This is a genomic window from Salinisphaera orenii subsp. halophila YIM 95161, from assembly GCF_003732545.1.
Classification (GTDB): Bacteria; Pseudomonadota; Gammaproteobacteria; order Nevskiales; family Salinisphaeraceae; genus Salinisphaera; species Salinisphaera orenii_A.
In genome coordinates, this window is record NZ_AYKF01000099.1 from 71,331 (window position 1) to 91,841 (window position 20,511).

The following is a 20,511-nucleotide window of genomic DNA, read 5'->3' on the forward strand; positions in this document are numbered from 1 at the left end:
CCCGTTGTGCGAATCCGTGTCGGGCGGATCCAACACGAGCATCGACGGACGCGCAGAAGAGACCTCAACAATGAACAGCCGGGCCGAAACGCATGTAATCGAGGCGGAGCCGCTCACGGCATCGGCATTCGCGCCCTATGGCGACGTGATCGAGACGGCCGGCCACGAGGCGGTGCCGATGAATCAGGGCTGGGCGCGGCGGTATCACGATCTGGCGGATGTCGATGTCACCGATCGACAGGGCCGGGTTCAGATCAGCCTCGCGCATGTGCAGGCGGAAGAGTCACCGGTGGCACTACGCCTGCTGGAGCGGCATCCGCTGGGCAGTCAGATCTTCATGCCGCTGTCGGGCCACCCGTTTCTGGTCGTGGTCGCGGGTGGACGGGAGGCGCCGCCGCGCGATGCCCTGCGCGCTTTCGTGGGCGGCTACGGCCAGGGCGTGAACTACCACAAGGGCATCTGGCATCACCCCATGATCGCGCTCGAAGCCGACGCCGACTTTCTGATCGTGGATCGTCAGGGCCCCGGCGCGAACTGCGAGGAGATCCCCATCCCGGACGGCCCCGTCGAGATCCATCGGGCGGTACGGCCGTGACCCGCGGCCCGCGCGCAATGGGCCTGGTTTTCAGACCGCGAGGTCGTTCGGACCGGCGGATCGGCCGCCTGGCGGCGGGCCGCGCGGCGACTCGCAGCCGTCGCCCCCCGCCCGCCGGCGCATGCCCCCGGTGGATTGTCCGGAGCCACGCATGCGCATTCTCGTAGTCAACGTGAACACCACCGAGTCGATGACCGGCGCGATCGGACGGCAGGCGGCCGCGGTCGCGGCCCCCGGCACCGACATCGTGCCGCTCACCCCGGATTTCGGCGCGGAGTCGGTGGAAGGCAACTACGAAAGCCACCTGGCGGCGGTCGCGGTCATGGAGGCGGTGCGGGCCTTTCGCGAACCGTTCGATGCGGTGATCCAGGCGGGTTACGGCGAACACGGTCGAGAAGGGCTGCAGGAACTGCTCGACGTGCCGGTGGTGGATATCACCGAAGCGGCCGCCAGCACGGCCCAGTTTCTCGGCCGTCGCTATTCGGTCGTGACCACCCTGGAACGCGCGGTGCCGCTGATCGAGGATCGCCTCACGCTCGCGGGCCTGGCGGCCCGCTGTGCCTCGGTACGCGCGACCGGCCTGGGGGTGCTCGAACTGGAACGCGATCCCGCCGCGGCGCTCGAGGCCATTGTCGCCTGCTGCGAGGACGTCGTCGCTCGGGATCGTGCCGAGGTGGTCTGTCTCGGCTGCGCCGGCATGGCGGATCTGCAGGCGCGGGTGGTCGCGCGCGTCGGCGTCCCCGTGGTCGACGGCGTCGCCGCCGCGGTGACCGTGGCGGAGTCGCTTGTCCGGCTGGGTCTGCGCACGTCCAAGGCAGGCGCCTTTGCGCCGCCGCGCCCAAAACACTTCAAGAATTGGCCGCCGGGACGTCCGGCGTCCAGGAACTGACCGCCACGTGCCCGTACACGAAGAAATAGAGGGCCTGCGGTCCCGACGATCGGCCGCGTGTATGGCGGTCGATCACGACAAGACACGCGAGGAGGAGAGCTGATGTCATCGAAGCGATCGGACGCACCGCCGAACGAGGCCGCCTGCGCCGCCGACCAGAAACTGCCCCTGCACGAACTCGTTCTGACGGGGCTGCAGCATGTGCTCGTCATGTACGCCGGCTCGGTTGCCGTGGCGCTCATCGTCGGCTATGCCCTGGAACTGCCGCGCAGCGAGATCTCCTATCTGATCATGGCGGATCTGCTCTGCGCGGGCGTGGGCACGCTGATCCAGTCGCTCGGTGTCTCGATGGTCGGTATCCGCATGCCGGTGGTCATGGGCTCGAGCTTCGTGACCGTTGGGCCGATGGTGGCCATGGCCTCGGGCGGCCAGATCGGCATCGCCGGCATCTTCGGCGCCACGTTCGCTTCGGGGGTGTTCGGCCTGCTGCTGGTGCCTTACTTCACGCGTCTGCTGAAGTTCTTCCCGCCGCTGGTCACGGGCACGGTCATCACCTCGATCGGTCTGTCGCTGCTGCCGGTCGGGATCAAGTGGGCGGGCGGCGGCGCCAATGCCGAGAACTTCGGGGCGCCGATCCATCTCGGCCTGGCGCTGTTCGTGCTCGCCGTGATCCTGCTGATCAACCGCTTCGGTCGCGGCATGTGGGTCAATGTCTCCGTGCTGCTCGGGCTCGGCATCGGCTATATCGCCGCGGCGCTGCTGGGGCAGGTGGATCTCGCGGGGCTCGATGGCCGCAACTGGATGGAGGTGGTGACACCGCTGCATTTCGGCATGCTCGAATTCCCGATCTCCGGCGTGCTGGCCATGTGCATCATCATGGTGGTGACGCTGGTGGAATCCACCGGCATGTTCCTGGCGCTCGGCGAAATGGTGGGCAAACCGGTCGATCGACGCCGGCTCAGCCGCGGCCTCTACGGCGACGGGGCGGCCACGCTCATATCCGGCGTGTTCAACGGCTTTCCGCATACGTCGTTCTCGCAGAACATCGGGCTCGTCGGCATGACCGGCGTCACCAGCCGCTATGTCACCGTCGTCTCGGGTGTCATCCTGCTGCTGCTGAGCCTGTTCCCCAAGGCGGCGTTCGTCGTCGCCTCGATACCCAAGCCCGTGCTGGGCGGCGCCGGCCTGGTGATGTTCGGCATGGTGGCCGCGGCCGGTCTGAACATCCTCAGCAAGACCGATCTGTCGCAGCGGAACAACCAGCTCGTGATCGCGGTGTCGCTCGGTTGCGGGATGATCCCGCTGGCGGCCCCCGACTTCTTCGCCGCGCTGCCGCAGTGGACCGCGCCGATCGTGCACAGCGGCATCCTTCTGACATCCGTGGCGGCCGTGATCACCAACCGCGCGCTCAACGGCCGCACCGACGACATCGACGCGGCCGCGGAACGCGCCGAACTCGAATCCGCGGCCGAGGACCAGGCCGAAGCCACGACGCCGGAACACGGCTCGCCGGGCCCCCGTTGATGCCGCCAAACACTGCACAGGAGTCTTGATCGATGGGTTATCTCACGACGCACGTACTCGATACCGCCAACGGCTGCCCGGGGGCGGGTATCGACCTCACGCTGCGGCGTCTCGCGCCCGGCGACGCCGCCGTGCTCGTCGAACGCACGACCAACGCCGACGGCCGTTGCGACGCGCCCCTGCTCGAGGGCGCCGAATTCACCGCCGGCCGCTACGAACTGATCTTGCGGGTCGGCGCCTACTTCGCGCAGCGGCGGGAGGCGCTCGACGATCCCGCGTTTCTCGACGAGATCGTCATTCGTTTCGGCATCGCCCACGAAGATGAGCATTACCACGTGCCGCTGCTGGTCTCGCCCTACGGCTACAGCACCTATCGTGGCAGCTAGTATTTCCGACCGCGAGAACGACTTATGGCAACGACGCTGATCCGCAACGCCTCGGTGATCGCCACCTGCGACCACGCCGACCGGCTGTTCCATGACGCCGACATCCGCATCCGCGACAATCGCATCGAGGCGATCGGTGCGGATGTCGCGGGCGAGGGCCCGTTCGACGAGGTGATCGACGCGAGCGGCCATATCCTGATTCCGGGCATGGTCAACACGCATCATCATTTCTATCAGACGCTGACCCGCAATCTGCCGGCGGGCCAGGACAGCAATCTCTTCAACTGGCTGGTCGCCCATTACCCGATCTGGGCACGCATGGACGGGCGCGCGATCGAGATCGCGACCCGTGTGGCGATCGCCGAACTGATGCTCTCGGGATGCACCACGGCCGCGGATCACACCTATATCTGGCCCAACGGCGCACGCATCGACGATCAGATCGCCGCCGCGGCGGAGATGGGGTTTCGCTTTCATGCCTCGCGCGGGTCGATGTCGGTGGGCGAGAGCGCCGGCGGGCTGCCTCCGGACCACGCGGTCGAGGATGAACACTTCATTCTCGAGGACTCGCAGCGCGTGATCGAGACCCATCACGACGACCGCGACGGCGCGATGACGCGGATCGTGCTGGCGCCGTGCTCGCCGTTCTCGGTGTCGACGGATCTCATGCGCGAGACCGCGCGTCTGGGCCGCTCCTACGGCGTGCACATGCACACCCACCTGGCCGAAACCCGCGACGAGGAAGACTACTGCCGCGCCCAGTTCGGGCAGACGCCGGTGGAATACGCGGAGGCCAACGACTGGGTCGGCGACGACGTCTGGTTCGCGCACATGGTGCATCCGCATGCCGCCGAGATCGATCGGCTGGGGGCCCATCGCTGCGGCGTCGCCCATTGCCCGAGCTCCAACATGCGTCTGGCCTCCGGCATCGCACCGATCAAGGCCCTGCAGCAGGCCGGTGCCCGGGTCGGGCTGGGCGTCGACGGCTCGGCGTCCAACGATTCCTCGCACATGCTCAGCGAAGCGCGCCAGGCGATGCTGCTGCAGCGCCTGGCCAATGGCCCGGACGCGCTCTCGGCCCGCGATACGCTGCGGCTGGCCACGCGCGGCGGCGCCGAAGTGCTCGGACGCGGCGATATCGGGCAGCTCGCGCCGGGCATGGCCGCCGACATCGTCGGCTATCGGCTGGACAGTCTGCCGCTGGCCGGCGGCGCCGTTCACGATCCGTTGGCCGCGCTTGTCTTCTGCCTGCCGCCGCGCGTGGATCTCAGTCTCATCAACGGCCGGCTGCGCGTGCATCGGGGTGAACTGCTGGGCGTGGATCTGCCGGCGCTCGTACGCGAACACAACGCCATCGCGACACGGCTGGTCGACGGCTAGACGCAAGCGCAGGAGATGTTTTCAGTGAATCAGGACAGACAGCCCGCAACGACCATCGGAGGGCCGAACCGATGACGACCTTCGACGCTTCCCGCAGACGATTCCTCAAGCGATCGGTGATCGCCGGGGTGAGTGTCTACGTGGCCAACCTCGGCAGTCCGGCGTTCGCCTCTCTGTTCGAGGACAAGGTGCTGGCGCCGACCGACGACGTCTGGCGCGCGGGCGAGGGCATGCGGTTCCGCCTGGACGGCATCGCCAAGGTGACCGGCTCCAAGGTATTCGCGCGCGACATTCGCGCCCGCGACATGCCGCACTGGCCCGATCAGCAGTCCCACGCCTTCATTCTGCGCGCGACGCGCTGCGACGCCCGCTTCACGGGCATCGACCTGTCGGCCCTGGAAGACGCCGGCCTCGAACCCGACCGCGTGGTCACGGCACAGGACATGGCGCGCGACGGCATCGAGGTGCCGGTGTTCTACGGCGCGCCGTTCTTCCTTTCGGAAGGCGAGACGGCCGACTATCTGGGCTATCCGGTCGCGATGCTGATCTACCACGATTTCGTGCGCTACCGCCTGGCCAAGAACCGCATTCGCGCCGCCGATGAGGCGGTCGTCTACGGCGAGGCCACCGGCTACCCGGAAAAATCGCCCTACGGTGCCTTCCGCTATATCCGCGTGGGCGGCGAGGACGGCTATGCGCCGGACGTGTTCTCGGCCCTGCAGGAGACGGTGCTGTACCCGGACTTTCGCAAGCGTCACCCGGTATGGCCCGAGGCGCTGGAGAACGGCAAGGACGGCGAGCGCGCCATGCATCATGCGCAGCAGCTGGCCGATCAGCTCGATTCGCCGGACGAGGACATCTTCGTCTTTGACGGTGAGTATCAAACGCCCTACATCGACCATTTCGCCATGGAGGCGGACAACACCAACGCCTGGCACGACCCGGACACGCACGACGTACATCTGGTCTGCGGCAGCCAGTCCCCGGCGGACATGGTCAAGCGCATGACGCCGATGCTGTCGGATTCCGGCTTCGAGTCGCCACGCTTTTTCCTGCACCCGACCTACACGGTCGGTTACGGCTCGAAGGACAACACGATCTTTCCCTACTACGGCCTGATCGCCGCGCTCTACGGCGACGGCCGCCCGGTGCGGCTGGCCAACGACCGTTTCGAACAGTTCCAGTCCACGATGAAGCGACATCCGTTCACGATCCGCAATCGGCTGGCGGTCGAGCGCGACAGCGGCCGGTTCCGCGTCTTCAAGCAGGAACTGACCGCCAACGGCGGCGGCCGGGCGAATTTCTCCAACTCGGTGGCGTTCGTCGGCACCACGGCCGCGCAGGGCATCTACTACATGCCGAGCAGCGATCTCATCGCCAAGGCGGCGTATTCGCGCATGCCCGAGGCCGGCTCCATGCGCGGCTACGGCACGATCCAGACCATGGCGGCGACCGAACTCATGGTCGACGAGATCGCGGCCGCCATCGGCAAGGATCCGATGGCGCTGCGGCGCGCGAACGTCTTCAAGTCGGGCATGAAGAACACCCAGGGGGCGATTCCCGCCGGTCACCTGCGCGGCGACGAGATTCTCGAGCGCGCCGAAAAGCACCCGATCTGGCGTGAGCGTGAGACGCGCAAGCGCGAATACGAGGCCGCCCACCCGCAGCATCGTTACGGCGTGGGCTTCGCCTGCGTTCAGAAGGACTTCGGACACGGCGCCGAGGGCGTGTTCTCGGAGGTGCGGCTGCGGCCCGACGGCCGAATCGAGATCCGCAACACCGGTGCGGAAATGGGCACCGGCTATTCCACCAGTCAGGCGGCCGTGGTTTCGGCCTGGCTGGGTCGCGCGGCGGACGTAGTGCAGACGGCCCAGACCGACTGGTCCGATCTCGCGATGTTCGAGACCGCCAGTCCGTACACGATCAGTCAGTCAGAGCAGGACGAGGCGGCCCGGGATCCGCGCTGGACGCCGCAGCTGATCCAGGCGTCGAGCGCGAGCAACTCCGCCTATTATCTGTCGTTTCCGACCATCGAAGCCGCGCGGGTGATATTCCGCCACGCGCTCTGGCCGGAAGCCGAGGCCTACTGGCGCCGCGGCATCGGCGGCGGCCAGGCGCGACCCTATGTCCTGCGCGAGGCCGACGCGCGCTGGGAGAACGGCAAGCTGACGGCCAACGGCATGGAACCGCTGTCACTGGCGTTTCTGGCCGAGCGCGCCCACGCCGCCGGCCGCGTGACCGGCGTGATGGCGCACGCCTTCAACCGCTGGGCCTGGTCGCGAGCGGATTTCGATATCGACGGCACGAGCGACAATCTGCCGCTCGACGGACTGGCGGTGCAGTACGGCCGCGGCGCCGGACCCGACAAGAAAGCCGCGATGGACACCGCGCGCGGCTTTCATCGGCTCGAGCGGCGCAACGTCGACTATCCGTCGACCCAGCGCAACAACGCCGGGGTGACCTATTACAGCGCCTGCGGAACGCTGGTCGAACTGGCGGTTCACACCGGCACCGGCGAGGTGAGCCTGCTCGACCACCACTCGTTTCTCGAGTGCGGCAATCCGATCGTGGAGGAGCTGGTCCACGGCCAGCTCGAAGGCGGGCTGGCCATGGGTATCGGCCACGCGCTGTACGAGGACATGCCGCTCTACGAGGACGGGCCGGGCAACGGCACCTGGAACATCAATCGCTACCACATCCCGCGCGCCAGCGAAGTCGCGGTATGGAAGCAGACGGCCGAGATTCTGCCGGCGCTGTCGCGTACCGACCCGCCGAAGGGCATCGCGGAGGTGGTGATGATCCCCGTCGCCGGCGCCATCGGCAACGCCGTGGCGCACGCCATCAATCATCATTTTCATCGGCTGCCGATCACGCCCGAGCGTATCCGGGAGGTTCTGTGAGCGAACGCGATCGTATTCCCAGCACACCGCTGCACGTCACCATCAACGGCCGCCGCCAACCCGTGGAGGACGTGCCCAACGAACTGATGATGCTCGATTACCTGCACGAGTATCGCAACCTCACGGGGACACGCTATGGCTGCGGCATCGGCCTGTGCCGCGCCTGCACGGTGATCGTCGATCATGAGGACGGCACCAGCGAGGAACGGCGCACCTGCATCACGGGCGCGCATTTCTTCGAAGGCAAGTCCATCCGCACGGTCGAGGGCCACGCCGAGCGCGATGAGGACGGCGAAATCGCTTCGCTGTCGGAAGTCCAGCAGCAGTTTCTCGAGCATTTCTCGTTTCAGTGCAGCTATTGCGCTCCGGGTTTCGTCAACGCCGCGACCGTGCTCGTGGAACGGCTGCAGCGCGAACCCGTCGCGCGCGAGGCGCTCGAAGACACGATCAGCGACGCGCTCGAGGATCACCTGTGCCGCTGTACCGGCTATGTGCGCTACTACCGCGCCGTGCGCGACGCCGTGCTCGCCACCCCCGGTACCATCAAGGAGGGCTAATCATGCGACGCGTACTGCTTATGGCCGGGTTGCTGGTCGCCGCCACGGGCGTCGCGCGAGCCGCCGACCCCGGTGCCGACACGGACCGCGTCGAGCGCGGACGCTATCTCGCCCGGGCCGCCGACTGCGCGGCCTGCCACACGAGCGAGGGCGGCACGCCCTATGCGGGCGGGCATCCGATCGAGACGCCCTTCGGCACGGTCTACGGCACCAACATCACGCCCGACGACGACTATGGCATCGGCGATTATTCCGCCGACGATTTCCATCGCGCGCTCACCGAGGGCGAGCTCCCGGACGGCACCCAGCTCTATCCGGCCATGCCGTACACCGATTACCACGGGATCAGCCGCGCCGACTCGGACGCGCTCTACGCCTATTTCATGAGTCTCGACCCGGTGCACCAGCAGTCCACGCAGACGGATCTTGCCTGGCCGTTCTCCATGCGCTGGACGCTCAATGCCTGGAACTGGCTGTTCGCCCCGGACGATTCGGATGACTCGGACGAGTCGACCGCCGATCGCGGGCGATATCTCGTCGACACCCTCGGCCACTGCGGCGCCTGCCATACGCCGCGCAACGCCTTCGGCGCGGTCGAATCCGACCACCGACTCGAGGGCGCGGTGATCGGCGGCTACGAAGCGCCCGCGCTCACCCCGGATGCGCTGGCCGGCCGCGGCTGGACGGCGTCCGATCTGACGCGTTTTCTGCGCGATGGCCGCAGCCCGCAGGGCAGCATGTACAGCGAGATGTATCCGGTGTTCCACCACAGCACCCGCTACCTCCGCGAGGACGACCTGAGCGCCATGACCCATGCGCTGCTGGGCGACGACCCGCCGGAGCCCACGCCGCTGGCCGCCAAGTCGTCGACCACGGACGGGCAGGGCGCGCAGCTCTATCTCGACAACTGCGCCGGCTGCCACGGCAGCGACGGGCGCGGCGTGGCCCGGGTGGCCAGCGCCATGCCCGGCAACACCACGCTGCGACTGGACAGCCCGCGCAATCTGGTCAAGGTCATCCACGAGGGCATCGAGGCGCGTTCCTTCGGCACCTTCGAACGCGTACAGGCCATGCCGGGCTTCGCGGACGACATGGATGCCGATCAGATCGCCGCGCTGGCCACCTGGCTGCGGCAGCGATGGGGCGGACACGACGACACGGTCGATACGGCCGCGGTGGAGGACATCATCGGCGCGAGCAGCGACTGAAGCGATTCGGAGAAGACCGTGCCCGGGATCGCAGAACACTGCGGCGTCCGCCGGCCCGGGCCACCCGGCGCGCGATGTTCGGTCGAGCGGAAGCGGCGCGGGGCGGCCGGACGTCCCCGCTACAGGGTGCCTAGTCGTCCGCCCCCTTGGCCGCTCTCGGCCCGAGCGGGGTCGTCGCTGCCACCGGCGGCCTCCCACGGCGGCACCGGGGTGAACACATCGACCAGGAAGTCCACGAAGGCACGCACCTTGGTCGACAGATGCCGCCGGTGCGGATAGAGAATATAAAAGGCGGAATAGTCGTGGCGATAGTCCGGTAGCACGGGCACCAGTCGTCCGGCTTCGATGTCCGGTGCGACCAGCCAGGTCGACAGCCGCGCCACGCCCAGGCCGGCCAGCGCCGCGCCGTAGAGCCCATCCACCGTATTCGCTCGGAAATTACCGTGCACGCGCAGCACGCGGTGCCCCTGGTCGGCGTCCTCGAACGCCCAGTCGTTGAACTCGTCGAGCGCGGACAGAGTAAGGCAGTTGTGCGCGCGCAGATCCTCCGGCCGCTGCGGCATGCCGTGATGCCGGATGTAACGCGGTGCCGCACAGATGATGCGTCGGTTGACGCACAGCTTGCGCGCGACGATATCGGGATCGTCCACCTGTTCCCGCCACTGGACGGCGACATCGATGCCGTCCTCGACCAGGTCGACGTGGCGGTCCGTCAGCTCGCATTCGATCGACAGTGCTGGATGACGGCGCATGAAGGCGTCGATGCGCGGCAGGATCTCCACGCGTCCGAACGACACCGTGGCGGCAATCCGCAACGTGCCGCGCGGCTCGGCGTTGAGCGCGGTGGTGGCCGCTTCGGCGTCGGCGATCTCGTCGAGTATCCGTATGCAGCGCTCGTGATAGGCGCGGCCGGCTTCGGTGAGCGTGACCCGACGCGTCGAGCGATAGAACAGCTGCACGCCCAGCGATTCCTCCAGTCGCGCGATCTGCTTGCTCACGGCCGACGGCGACATTTCAAGCGCCCGGGCACCGGCCGAAAAACCACGCGCCTCGACCACGCGCGCGAACACGGTCATCGCGATCAGCTTATCCAACCGATTCTCTCCGCTTGTGCCGTGCGCGCAAAAGCGCGTTTCCCGCCAGCCCGATGATGGCGCGCGCCTTTCGTCCTATCGTAACGGCGTCAGATACGTCGTTCACGATTCAAGAGGAGACAGCGCATGTTGTTCAATAACGCCTTCGACCCGGCACGGGACACGACTCGGCCGGAGCGCACACCCCCGGTCCGCGGTGTGCCGACGATATTCGATCCCGCGGGCGCGACCCGCGAGCCGTCCCGGACCGCGTCGCGCGCCGATACCGAGCTCGCACGCTTTGTCGGCCGGTACGGCCCGTTCGCGCGCTATATTCCGTAGGACACGACGCATCGGCGGATGCGGCTCAGCGGTGGAGCGTCATGTGTCGGTTCACATCCTTGTACAGGAGATAGCGAAACGGGCCGGGGCCGCCGGCGTAGCAGGCCTGGGGGCAGAAGGCGCGTAGCCAGAGATAGTCGCCGGCCTCGACTTCCACCCAGTCCTGATTGAGGTGGTAGACGGCCTTGCCCTCCAGTACATAGAGGCCGTGCTCCATGACGTGCGTTTCGGCGAAGGGAATGACGCCGCCGGGCCGGAGCGTGACGATGTTCACGTGCATGTCGTGGCGCAGATCCTGGGGATCAACGAAGCGCGTGGTGGCCCAGACGCCACCGCAGTCCGGCATCTCGATGGGTTCGATATCGTTCTCGTTGGTCACGAACGCCGGCGGCGTATCGATGCCCGGAACGGCCTCGTAGGCCTTTCGTATCCAGTGGAAGCGCACCGCCGCATCACCGCGGTTGGACGCCCGCCACGGGCTGCCCGGCGGGATGAAGGCGTAGCCGCCTGCCGCCATCGTATGCGTGCCGTCCGCCAGTTCGAGCGTGAGCGTCCCGTCGACGACGAACAGCACGGCTTCCGCCGTCGGGTCGGGCTCTGGGTGGTCGCTGCCGCCGCCGGGGGCGACCTCCATGAGGTACTGCGAGAACGTCTCGGAGAAGCCGGACATCGGCCGTGAGAGCACCCAGAGGCGGGTGTCGCGCCAGAAGGGTAGCGCGCTCGTGACGATGTCGGTGAGCACCCCGCCGGGAATGACCGCGTAGGCGGGGGTGAACACGGCTCGGTCCGTGAGCTTGTTCGTCTGCGGTGGCAGCCCACCGGGTGCGGCGTAGTAGCGGGACGTACTCATAATCGACAAGGCCAAAGAGATCTACGCGTGATTGTATCCAATATAGGCTCCGAATGTGCCGGAAAATGGCTGTCGGGGGTGATTTTCGGATGTGGTCAGTAGCTCGCTCGATGACAACGCCCGGGGCTGTGGCCGGGAAGCGCCGCGATCGATAGAGTGGCTGCAGTAATCAGATCGCCTGCGAGACCACGACGATGGCTCTTCAATTAACGCGCTTGGCGCTGCTCGCCTTCCTCGTTCTGGGCGCGAGTGCGGCGAACGCCCAGCCGCAACGCGACCACTACGATCGCGTCGCACCGGCCGACAAGCAGTTCGCCGACGTCGTGCTGGATCTCGAACAGGCCATTGGCGACGAGAATTTCGCGATCGTCGGGCGTAACGATATCGGGGACGCCGTTCGCCGGCGCGGCCATGCCGATTTTCCGGATGCCGTGATCGTACAGTTCTGCAATCTCGAATACGCACGCCAAGTGATCGAGATCGACCCGTCGTACATGCTTTACATGCCGTGTCGCGTGGTCGCCTTCGAACAGGACGGTCGGGTTCATGCCGCGAGCCTGCTGCTGCCGACGGAAACCGAACGCGCGGCATTCAACGAGCTGGCCACAACGATCAATGCCGCTATCCGGCGTATCGTCGATTTCGCCGTTGTACCGCTCGTGCCCTCCAAGTAGTGTCATGCTCCGGCTGCGGTAAGCGCGATCCTATTCGACCTGCCGGCCGCATGCAGCGGGGACCGCGGGCGATGCGGCCCAGACGTGCGGGTCCGCTATCGGTCCGGTTTCGAAACATTTTCAGTCGGCACGGTTCACGATCACGGCGATAACGTCATGCAGGCTGTCGGCCGTTCAGTAGACCGACGTGCGTTCAGCGTGCGTCGGTCTGCTCGCCGGTTTGCGATGTCGCCGTCGTCTCGGCGGCGGCCCGGGCCCGCTGTCGTGAGTGATAGTTCTCGAGCAGGGCGTGCTCGACGAGATACAGGCCGGAAGCGCGCCAGGACTTGTCGGTATTGCTGCGCATGTCGACCGAGCCGCCGCCGACGGATTCACCGGTTTCGACATCGTAGAGGGTGGCGTTGATGTTGAGAATGAGGTTGCTGACCTTCTGTACCCAGCCGGTCATCACGAGATCCGCGTCCGCCGCCTTGCCCAGATCGATCTGACAGCCGTTGCATTCGTACAGATATCGATAGGAGCTAGCAGCCTCCTTGATCTTCTCCGAGATGGAATCCGGGTCGACGAGCTCGAACTCGTCGCGATCGCCGAGCGAGCGACGCAGAATGTCTGCGGTGCGCCGCAGGCGTGCGACGTCGGCATCGAGCGGGCCATGATTCATTTCGCCCTGGAGACTGCTGTCGACCATGTCGAAGGGCAGGATCAGCAGTCGCTCGGGCGGCTGATCCGCGCCTTCATCACCGGACGCCGCCGAGGCGAACGGGGCGGCCATCACTGCGACCAGAAGCAAGACGGCTGCCACGCCGTTCATGCGGTGACGGTCAGCGACGCGCCGACGGAGACGATCACTGAGCGCTGTCGTCATCCTTCTGCCCCCGGTTCTCGTCATGCGACACGGAGGCAAGCGAGAGCCGTTCCACCAGCGGCCCGCCATTCTCGGTGGGCGAGGGCATCTCGCTGCGCATCTCGAGCACGCCGCCGGGCACCGCATCGGAGAGCGTGAACACATAAAGCTTCTGGACCTGGTCGTCGAGTTGGCCACGATGTTCCTCCTCGCCGGCGAAGGGCTTGAGGCGGATGCGCTCCACGGCGATCTTCTGGCCGTCGTACTCGGCCTGTTCCTCGGTCACCTGGGCGCTGTTCTCCAGCGCCGTCTTGACCCGACGCTGCAGGTAGCGCCAGCTCCCGCCGCTGCGTTCGGCGATGGACGAGACGTCGTTCTGGAGGAACATCATGATGACGGGGTTGCCGGTTGCGGCGTCGACGTTCGGCGTATAGCGATGGCGGTCGCCCGTCAGAAAGCTGGTTTCGACCTTCTTGCCATGCTCGTCGCCTTCAGCGACCTTCAATTCGACCTCATCAGTGAAGTCGTTTTCCGGACTGCCGGTGCGCTCGAACGTGTACTCGAGTCGCGCCGGCGTCTGCAGACCGACGAAGTGGTCCGTCATGAACAGCAGTTGGTTGGCCTTGGAGAACTCGTCCTTGTTCGTATCCGCTGCGGCCAGCGGTGCGCCCGCCGCCAGCACGGCGGAGGCGATACACAGACACAGCAGGCGGCCGTTGCCACGCATCAGGCGTTCAATCATCGTCGTCCTCCATGGGTTGGCGATCCTCCTCGCGGAGCGGGACCAGCGGCACGCCGTAGTCCTCGAGGATCGAAATGATTTCTTCCCGGTTGTCGTCGATCAGGCTCTGGACCTTTTCGAGCCAGGCATCGTTGCCGTAGCGCACGCCCATGGATACGGGGAAATCGAACTGGCTGCCGTCCGCCCGGGTAAAGGGCACCACGGTGATATCGGCATCCACCTGTTTGGCGTAGTAGCCGGCAATCGGCCCCCAGATCACGGCGATGTCGATATCGTCACCGACGAGATCGTCGGTGATCATGTCGCCGGGATCGGAATCGTAGCCGCCGGACTGTGCCCGGTAACTCACGATCTGGTCGATAAAGCCGTTCTCGATAAGCCAGTTGGCGGCCGGCGAGCCGGTGAACGCGCCGATGCGCAGCGACTCGAGCTGGTCCTCGGGCAGGTCGAGAAGATCGTCCGGCGCCTCGACGGAATCGAGACCGTGATCCTCGCGGAAGGCCATGACGTAGGTGGAACGGTAGTAGGGCCGCGTGGCCTTACCCACGTCGAAACCGCTGCCGATGCTGATGACCAGATCACAGGCGTAACGATTCTCCTCGGAGATCCAGCGCTTGAGCGTATTGCGGCCGAAGCCCATCTGCTCGGCGGCCCAGGCATATTCGACCGGCACATCGAGCTTTTCGCCGAATAGGGCGGCGATCTTGTTCTCGAAGCCTTCGCGTTCTTCGTTCGAGAACGGCATGTTGCTGGGATCCGCACAGACCCGCAGCGTCTCGCTGGCCGGATTCTGGGCGTCATCGTTCTGCGCGAAAGCGTGGGTGGCGACCAGGAGGCCGGCCACCCCCACGCTGGTGGCCAGTACGGCGCGTAGCCTTCGCGAGATGTTTGTCTTGGGGCGTGTCATGTGTCGGTTTCCTCCTCGTGCGCGGCCTGCGCGGTCTGCGGCTGCCACGTCTTGTCGAACGTATTGTCCTTGTTGTCGTGCACCCGGACACTAATGGGACCGGATGCGCCGCGTCGGGCATCGAATTCCAGCGCGGGGTTTTCGCTGAGCGAGAACGTCATCGAAGCGTCAAGCACCAACGCGTCGCCTTTCCGGATGGTGATGGCATCGACGAAATGGGCGGGCCAGACATGGCGTGTGAGCTGATCCATCTGCAAGCCGGTGATGTTCGGATGCCGGATCAGCAGCTGCGAGCGGGCGGCATCGCCGGCGTTCCGGCGGACCTGCCGGAGCCGCATCTCACCCATGTGCTTGAGCGCCTCCGTGGGGTCGGAGCCGATCGGTGCGGAGCAGCCGCCGGCGGCCCGCACGTAGTGCTTGACCATGTAGAGCGAGTCCTCTCCGGTATCCACGAGCACGCGCACATAGGTGTAGGTATTGACCCGAACGCGCGTGCCGATCGTCGCGGACGCCGCGGCGGGCCCGAAACGAAATTCCGCCGACATGGGCACGGGGTTGTTATCGATCACCAGCCAGAGCCGTTCGATGGATGGCCGGTCCGTATCGGCCCGCTTGTCGGTGATGGTGATGGGCACCACCGCAGCATCCTCGGCCTGATCCGGCGCATCGAGCGCGATCACGTCGCTGCCGTCCACGATTGGACGATCGCCGAAATGCTCGTCGCGGAGCGCTTTCCAGGCGACCTCCGCGCGGTCGGTCGAACGAATATTGGATTGCGCCGTGCTCGGGCCGGCATGCAGCGTCAGGGCGGCTGCGAGACAGGTGGCCATGATGCCGATCGTCAGCATCAGCCGATTCCTTCCGTGCCGATCTCGAGAGTTCATCACTGCCACTCCAGTTCGGTATAGGCGGCGGTCACGTTGCGCGGGTGGTACTGGTCGAACAGCCGCCAGTCGTCACGTTCCTCACGAGCCGCGTTTGCGACCGCATAGTCAATGCCGTAACCGTCGTCGATCGCTTTGCGAACATCGCGACGCAGATGACTCAGGTAGCGTTTTTCGGGGCCGAGCATCCGTTTCAGATCGTGACCGAGCGGGCCATGGCCGGGTATTATCGTGTCGACGTTCTCGCGATCCTCGAGCGCGGCGATGACATCGAGCCAGCCGGTGAGGCTGCCGTCGATGGACGGTACACGATCCACGAACAGCAGGTCACCGAGCCACAGCGTACCGGTCTTCGAGTCGAATACGGTCAGATCGTTGTCAGTGTGGGCACGCTGATGCGCCGTGAGGGTGAGCGTTCGGTCACCGAGCCGGATCGTTGCCTGGTCCGCAATCATTCGGTCGGGTTCGACGATCCAGCTCTCGTCCGCGTCGACGCCGATGTGATTGGCCGCGGAATCGAGATAGGACGACGCGCGTGCGGACAGAGCCCGCCAGTAGCCCTCGGCTGCGATGAACCGCGTGTCGCCGTCGGCGAAGGCACGATTGCCGAGCACGTGATCCGGGTGCATGTGCGTGTTGATCACATAGCACACCGGGCGATTCGTCTCCCGCTCTACCGCCGCTTTGAGACGACGGCCGATCGTGGGCGTGCCGCCGGTATCGATCACGGCAACACATCGCGTGCCCACGACGAAACCGATGTTGGCGATATCGCCGCGATTGTGTCGATCCGCATCGGCCTGTGCGCCCTCATGCACGTAGACGCCGGAAGCCCGCTCGCTTACGGCGAGGGCGGCCTTGGCGCTGTCATCGGCAAAGGCCGCCGACAGCGCCACCACAGCGCCCGAAAGCACTACGACGGCCAGTCGCCAGACCCGCATCTCGCACTAACCGTTGCCTTCCAGCGGCTCGGGACGCCCGGCCGGAAGTTCGCCGTCGGAGCGCGCGCGCAGAAATGCCCAGATCTGCTGGAGATTGTTCATCACATCCTTGTTCTCGGACCAGGCGGGCATGACGCTGTACTGGCCCGTCGTGGAATCCATACGGGTCACGCCGCCGGCCACCGCCGCAGTGAAACGACCCTGGTTCATGTCCTTGAGGCGCTGGACGAGACTGGGCGCGAAGGTGCTGCCCTCGGCGTTCTGGCCGTGGCACTGCGAACAGTGGCTGCCGAACTTCTCGTAACCCGTCATGACATCCTCGCCGACCTTGCAGTCCCTGCCGTCGGCACATTCGACGACATAGAGCTGGCCGTCGTCCTTTCCGGATTCGGATGCGTTGTCGGCGGATGAGTCGTCAGTCGAAGCGCTTTTCTCGTCGGAGTCCGACGACGTGCTCGTGTCCTCGCCCGAGGCATCGTCGCCCGAATCGTCTGACGGGTTGTACTCCGCACCCATGTTGCTGTAATCGTTGACGACCGGCTCGTCATCCTGTGCAAGCACGATGGTCGTGGCGAACGGCAGCGCCATTGCAAGAGCGATCGCCGCTATCGCCTGGCCATTCTTGATCATTCTCTATCTCCTCTTTGGCACGGGCCGCCTGCAGCAGCCAATAAAAAGCCCGTACCCGCCGACCAGATGGTACGGCGAGTACGGGCTGGTACGACACTTAAGTCATACGACGAGGCGTCTTAATTGGACGCGACCTCGTCGTCGCTGTCGGACTCCGTCTTCTCGACCACGGAATCGGGCAGGGCGAAGACCGTCATCACGCCACCCAGCTGGGTGTAGTTCTTGAGGTCCTTGTAGCCGCCCACGGCACCCAGACCCGCGTTCGGATCGGTCAGGCCGGCGGCCATGCCGATGCCGGCCCAGCCGCCGATACCCGAGAGCACGCCGATGTACTGCTTGCCCTTGTACTTCCAGGTATTGACGTTGCCGATGATGCCCGACGGCGTCTTGAAGCTGTACAGCTCCTCACCCGTCTTGGCGTCGACCGCCTTCAGGTAGCCTTCAAGCGTGCCGTAGAAGACGACGTCGCCCGCCGTGGCCAGGGCACCGCTCCAGACCGAGAAGCGCTCCGGAACGGACCACTTGATCTTGCCGGTGGTGGCGTCATAGGCGATGAATGTGCCCATGCGGTTTTCCATCGGCTCCTTGACGGGGTTCGTGATGTCGTTCGGCCCCGGATACATGGCGACCGTGGCGCCCACGTAGGGCTGGCCCGCGGTGTAGTCGACCTTGGTCGGCTCGTAGTCCATGCACACGTGGTTCGTCGGCACGTAGAACAGACCGGTCTTTGGCGAGTAGGATGCCGGCTGCTGGTCCTTGGAACCCAGCGCGGCCGGGCAGATGTTCTCGACGTTCTCGCCGACCTTGCCGCTCGTGGAGTACTCGTCCACCACCTGCGGGCGGCCCGTCTTCATGTCGACCTTGGTGGCCCAGTTGACCGCCGGATCGTACTTCTCGGCGACAAGCAGCTCGCCGTTGGTGCGGTCCTGCGTGTAGGCGAAACCGTTGCGATCGAAGTGAACAACCAGCTTGCGCATCTCGCCGTCGATCTCCTGGTCGACCAGGATCTTCTCGTTGACGCCGTCATAGTCCCATTCGTCATGGGGCGTCATCTGATAGAGCCACTTGGCCTCGCCGGTGTCCGGATCGCGGGCGAAGATCGTCATCGAGTACTTGTTGTCGCCCGGACGCTGGGTCGGGTTCCAGGTGCCGGGGTTACCGGTGCCGTAGTACACGAGGTCGAGTTCCGGATCGTAGGTCATCCAGCCCCAGGTGGTGCCGCCACCGATCTTCCACTGGTCACCTTCCCAACTCTTGAGGCTTGTGTCCTTGCCGACCGGCTCCTGCGTGATGCCGTTGATCGTGTTTTCGGGGTCGATCATCATCGAGTCGTCGGGGCCGGTGCTGTAGGCGCGCCAGGCCATTTTGCCGTCATCGATGTTGTAGGCCGTCAGGTGGCCCCGAACGCCGAACTCACCACCCGAAATGCCGGTCAGGACCTTGTCCTTGATCACCAGCGGCGCGTTCGTGGCGGTCTCGCCCTTGCTCGGGTCGCCGTTCTTGCTCTTCCACTGAACCTTGCCGTCGTCCGCGTTGAGCGCGACGAGCGTGGTATCGGCCTGCTGCAGGAAGATCTTGCCGTCGCCGTAGGCGAGGCCGCGGTTGACGGTGTCGCAGCACATCACGGGGATGACCTGCGGGTTCTGCGTCGGCTCGTACTTCCACTTGATCGCGTGCGACTCGAGGTCGATCGCGAAGACCTTGTTCGGGAACGGCGTGTGGATATAGAGCGTGTCGCCCTTGACCAGCGGGCCACCTTCATGACCGCGGAGCACGCCCGTGGAGAAGGTCCACGCGGGCGCGAGATCGCCGGCGTTCTCGGCGGTGATCTGGTCCAGCTCGCTGTAGCGTTGGCCGTTGTACTGGCCACTCCACATGAGCCAGTTCGACGAATCCTTCTGCATCTCGACCAGGTTCGTGCTGCCGGAGTCGCTCTTGTCGGAGCTCTCCTTGTCGCCGTTGTCCTGGGCGAGGACTGTTGAGGAAGCCATCAGCGCAGACACGGCGAATGCCGTGGTCGTCGCGCGGAGTGCCCCCTTGACTGGATTAAATTTCACGACGTTTCTCCTCCGTCTCATGTTCGAAGGGCGGATGCCCATCGTTGTCGATGACCGTGGCGGTCATCCCTTTGGGTTTTCGAACGCGATGTCCGGTCAACCCCTCACGCTCTTCGATAGCACGCGTCCTATTTACCGTCAATTGGGAACGACGGCGTCGGTCATGAGACACGTGCCCAGAATGCTGCCGCGAATCCGCTCCAACAACCGGGAAATCTTCCCGATCGCAGCGTGCCTGCGGCTTGCGGGTGACGATCCCAGCTCGGTGTGTCGAGCGGGCGCTGTCGACCGTCACATCGGCGCCGCTCCAGGGTCGCAGTGGCGTCTCCGAAGCGAAATGCGCGTTGCGCTGCAGCAAAAAAATGCCTTCAGAACGAACGCTCTGCCTGCCGGCTCGGCGAGGCGCTACATCGAATCTGCTCGCGTTCACTCACCGTCTCCCGAGCCACTGTCTGTCTGTTCGGTGTCGATGAGACAGCGGTCCGCGGCTTCGCTCTTGATCTTTTCGAAATCCGCTCGACTCCCACGCGCCAGGTCGCCTTCGCGCAGGACTTCCGGCCGCTCGCCACCGGCCTGCGCGCCGCGTGTGTAGGTATCCAGCGTGACGTAGTCGTCGTAGCTCAGGTTGTCCGCGATGTAGTCGATGCTGCAGGAGCATTTGTACAGCGTGTCGTAGTTCTCGCCGCCGAGCTGCTGCATGCAGCCGAAGACGTATTCGACGCGTGCCTGTGTCGGATAATTGTGCTCCGGCAACTCGGCAGTGACACCCACGGCGGGCACGATCAACGCGCCCAGCAGCGCAGCCTTGCGTATCTTCATCTGGTTCTCCTCCGGTGCTCGTTCAACCGATCTACAGGTCGTGATGTCGCCGGTAACAATGCTCGCGACGTCACGTGCGTGCAAAGCGGTCGAAACGCTGCGATCGGCAGTTTTATCGCTTATCGACACTACGCGCCAGTGAAGCCGCGGGATTCGCGCGGACGTGCATTACGACTAAAGTCTATGCAATAAAAATCAGATCATTATCGCTTTCGGCGCGGATTCCACATGAACTGCGCAGTCGATTACGCCCGCCGGCTGGTGATTCGGGAGACGAATCGGTCCGGGTCTGCAGCATCAATTGCTTCG

20 protein-coding genes are annotated in these 20,511 nt (G+C 65.5%); 10 read left to right on the forward strand and 10 right to left on the reverse strand.

From position 1 onward, the window contains the following. The first annotated feature begins 70 nt into the window (after nucleotides 1-70). From SAHL_RS12490 to SAHL_RS12525, 8 genes are all read left to right on the forward strand, one after another. Nucleotides 71-595, forward strand: a complete 525-nt coding sequence (locus SAHL_RS12490; protein ID WP_123591747.1) for an ureidoglycolate lyase — start codon at nucleotides 71-73, stop codon at nucleotides 593-595. A gap of 151 nt (nucleotides 596-746) precedes the next feature. Continuing rightward, entirely contained in the window at nucleotides 747-1,484 is a 738-nt protein-coding gene (locus SAHL_RS12495) for an aspartate/glutamate racemase family protein (protein ID WP_123591748.1), read from the forward strand. 102 nt (nucleotides 1,485-1,586) lie between these two features. Further along, nucleotides 1,587-3,008, forward strand: a complete 1,422-nt coding sequence (locus SAHL_RS12500) for a nucleobase:cation symporter-2 family protein (RefSeq protein ID WP_123591749.1) — start codon at nucleotides 1,587-1,589, stop codon at nucleotides 3,006-3,008. Nucleotides 3,009-3,040: 32 nt separating this feature from the next. After that, complete coding sequence (gene uraH, locus SAHL_RS12505) at nucleotides 3,041-3,394, forward strand: hydroxyisourate hydrolase (protein ID WP_123591750.1); 354 nt, start codon at nucleotides 3,041-3,043, stop codon at nucleotides 3,392-3,394. Nucleotides 3,395-3,418: 24 nt separating this feature from the next. Beyond that, a complete protein-coding gene (locus SAHL_RS12510) occupies nucleotides 3,419-4,774 on the forward strand; it encodes an 8-oxoguanine deaminase (protein ID WP_123591751.1) in 1,356 nt (451 codons plus the stop codon). A gap of 71 nt (nucleotides 4,775-4,845) precedes the next feature. After that, a complete protein-coding gene (locus SAHL_RS12515; protein WP_123591752.1) occupies nucleotides 4,846-7,674 on the forward strand; it encodes a xanthine dehydrogenase family protein molybdopterin-binding subunit in 2,829 nt (942 codons plus the stop codon). Continuing rightward, the gene (locus SAHL_RS12520; RefSeq protein WP_184947673.1) at nucleotides 7,671-8,231 is read left to right on the forward strand and encodes a (2Fe-2S)-binding protein; all 561 of its coding nucleotides are present in this window, start codon (nucleotides 7,671-7,673) and stop codon (nucleotides 8,229-8,231) included. Before SAHL_RS12515 ends, SAHL_RS12520 begins: the two co-directional genes overlap by 4 nt. 2 nt (nucleotides 8,232-8,233) lie before the next feature. Continuing rightward, nucleotides 8,234-9,439, forward strand: a complete 1,206-nt coding sequence (locus tag SAHL_RS12525) for a cytochrome c (protein ID WP_123591754.1) — start codon at nucleotides 8,234-8,236, stop codon at nucleotides 9,437-9,439. Nucleotides 9,440-9,558: 119 nt separating this feature from the next. Here the strand turns inward: SAHL_RS12525 and SAHL_RS12530 are convergent, their stop codons facing one another. Next, complete coding sequence (locus SAHL_RS12530) at nucleotides 9,559-10,533, reverse strand: LysR family transcriptional regulator (protein ID WP_123591755.1); 975 nt, start codon at nucleotides 10,531-10,533, stop codon at nucleotides 9,559-9,561. Between the two features lie 126 nt (nucleotides 10,534-10,659). On the opposite strand from SAHL_RS12530, the gene SAHL_RS12535 reads away from it, so the two are divergent. Further along, nucleotides 10,660-10,854: a hypothetical protein gene (locus SAHL_RS12535; protein WP_123591756.1), complete on the forward strand. Its 195-nt coding sequence runs from the start codon at nucleotides 10,660-10,662 to the stop codon at nucleotides 10,852-10,854. 25 nt (nucleotides 10,855-10,879) lie between these two features. Here SAHL_RS12535 and SAHL_RS12540 read toward each other — a convergent pair whose 3' ends face one another. Further along, nucleotides 10,880-11,704 carry a bifunctional allantoicase/(S)-ureidoglycine aminohydrolase gene (locus SAHL_RS12540; protein WP_123591757.1) on the reverse strand — a complete coding sequence of 275 codons (825 nt, stop codon included), beginning with the start codon at nucleotides 11,702-11,704 and terminating at the stop codon, nucleotides 10,880-10,882. Nucleotides 11,705-11,898: 194 nt separating this feature from the next. On the opposite strand from SAHL_RS12540, the gene SAHL_RS12545 reads away from it, so the two are divergent. Further along, complete coding sequence (locus tag SAHL_RS12545) at nucleotides 11,899-12,378, forward strand: DUF302 domain-containing protein (RefSeq protein ID WP_123591758.1); 480 nt, start codon at nucleotides 11,899-11,901, stop codon at nucleotides 12,376-12,378. 193 nt (nucleotides 12,379-12,571) lie between these two features. On the opposite strand, the gene SAHL_RS12550 is transcribed toward SAHL_RS12545, so the two are convergent. The 8 genes from SAHL_RS12550 to SAHL_RS12585 form a co-directional block, all read right to left on the reverse strand. Continuing rightward, nucleotides 12,572-13,168 carry a DUF3280 domain-containing protein gene (locus SAHL_RS12550; RefSeq protein WP_245968521.1) on the reverse strand — a complete coding sequence of 199 codons (597 nt, stop codon included), beginning with the start codon at nucleotides 13,166-13,168 and terminating at the stop codon, nucleotides 12,572-12,574. A 55-nt stretch (nucleotides 13,169-13,223) separates the two neighbouring features. Continuing rightward, nucleotides 13,224-13,964: a hypothetical protein gene (locus SAHL_RS12555; protein ID WP_123591759.1), complete on the reverse strand. Its 741-nt coding sequence runs from the start codon at nucleotides 13,962-13,964 to the stop codon at nucleotides 13,224-13,226. Continuing rightward, nucleotides 13,957-14,871, reverse strand: a complete 915-nt coding sequence (locus SAHL_RS12560) for a quinoprotein dehydrogenase-associated putative ABC transporter substrate-binding protein (RefSeq protein WP_123591760.1) — start codon at nucleotides 14,869-14,871, stop codon at nucleotides 13,957-13,959. Before SAHL_RS12560 ends, SAHL_RS12555 begins: the two co-directional genes overlap by 8 nt. Beyond that, entirely contained in the window at nucleotides 14,868-15,755 is an 888-nt protein-coding gene (locus SAHL_RS12565) for a quinoprotein dehydrogenase-associated SoxYZ-like carrier (protein WP_342782265.1), read from the reverse strand. The genes SAHL_RS12560 and SAHL_RS12565 overlap by 4 nt, the downstream gene beginning before the upstream one ends. Next, the gene (locus SAHL_RS12570) at nucleotides 15,755-16,696 is read right to left on the reverse strand and encodes a quinoprotein relay system zinc metallohydrolase 2 (protein WP_123591762.1); all 942 of its coding nucleotides are present in this window, start codon (nucleotides 16,694-16,696) and stop codon (nucleotides 15,755-15,757) included. Before SAHL_RS12570 ends, SAHL_RS12565 begins: the two co-directional genes overlap by 1 nt. Before the next feature lie 6 nt (nucleotides 16,697-16,702). After that, nucleotides 16,703-17,326: a c-type cytochrome gene (locus SAHL_RS12575; RefSeq protein ID WP_123591763.1), complete on the reverse strand. Its 624-nt coding sequence runs from the start codon at nucleotides 17,324-17,326 to the stop codon at nucleotides 16,703-16,705. A gap of 119 nt (nucleotides 17,327-17,445) precedes the next feature. Next, entirely contained in the window at nucleotides 17,446-19,317 is a 1,872-nt protein-coding gene (locus tag SAHL_RS12580; protein WP_123591764.1) for a methanol/ethanol family PQQ-dependent dehydrogenase, read from the reverse strand. Nucleotides 19,318-19,809: 492 nt separating this feature from the next. Beyond that, the gene (locus SAHL_RS12585; RefSeq protein ID WP_123591765.1) at nucleotides 19,810-20,202 is read right to left on the reverse strand and encodes a hypothetical protein; all 393 of its coding nucleotides are present in this window, start codon (nucleotides 20,200-20,202) and stop codon (nucleotides 19,810-19,812) included. Nucleotides 20,203-20,511: the final 309 nt, after the last annotated feature.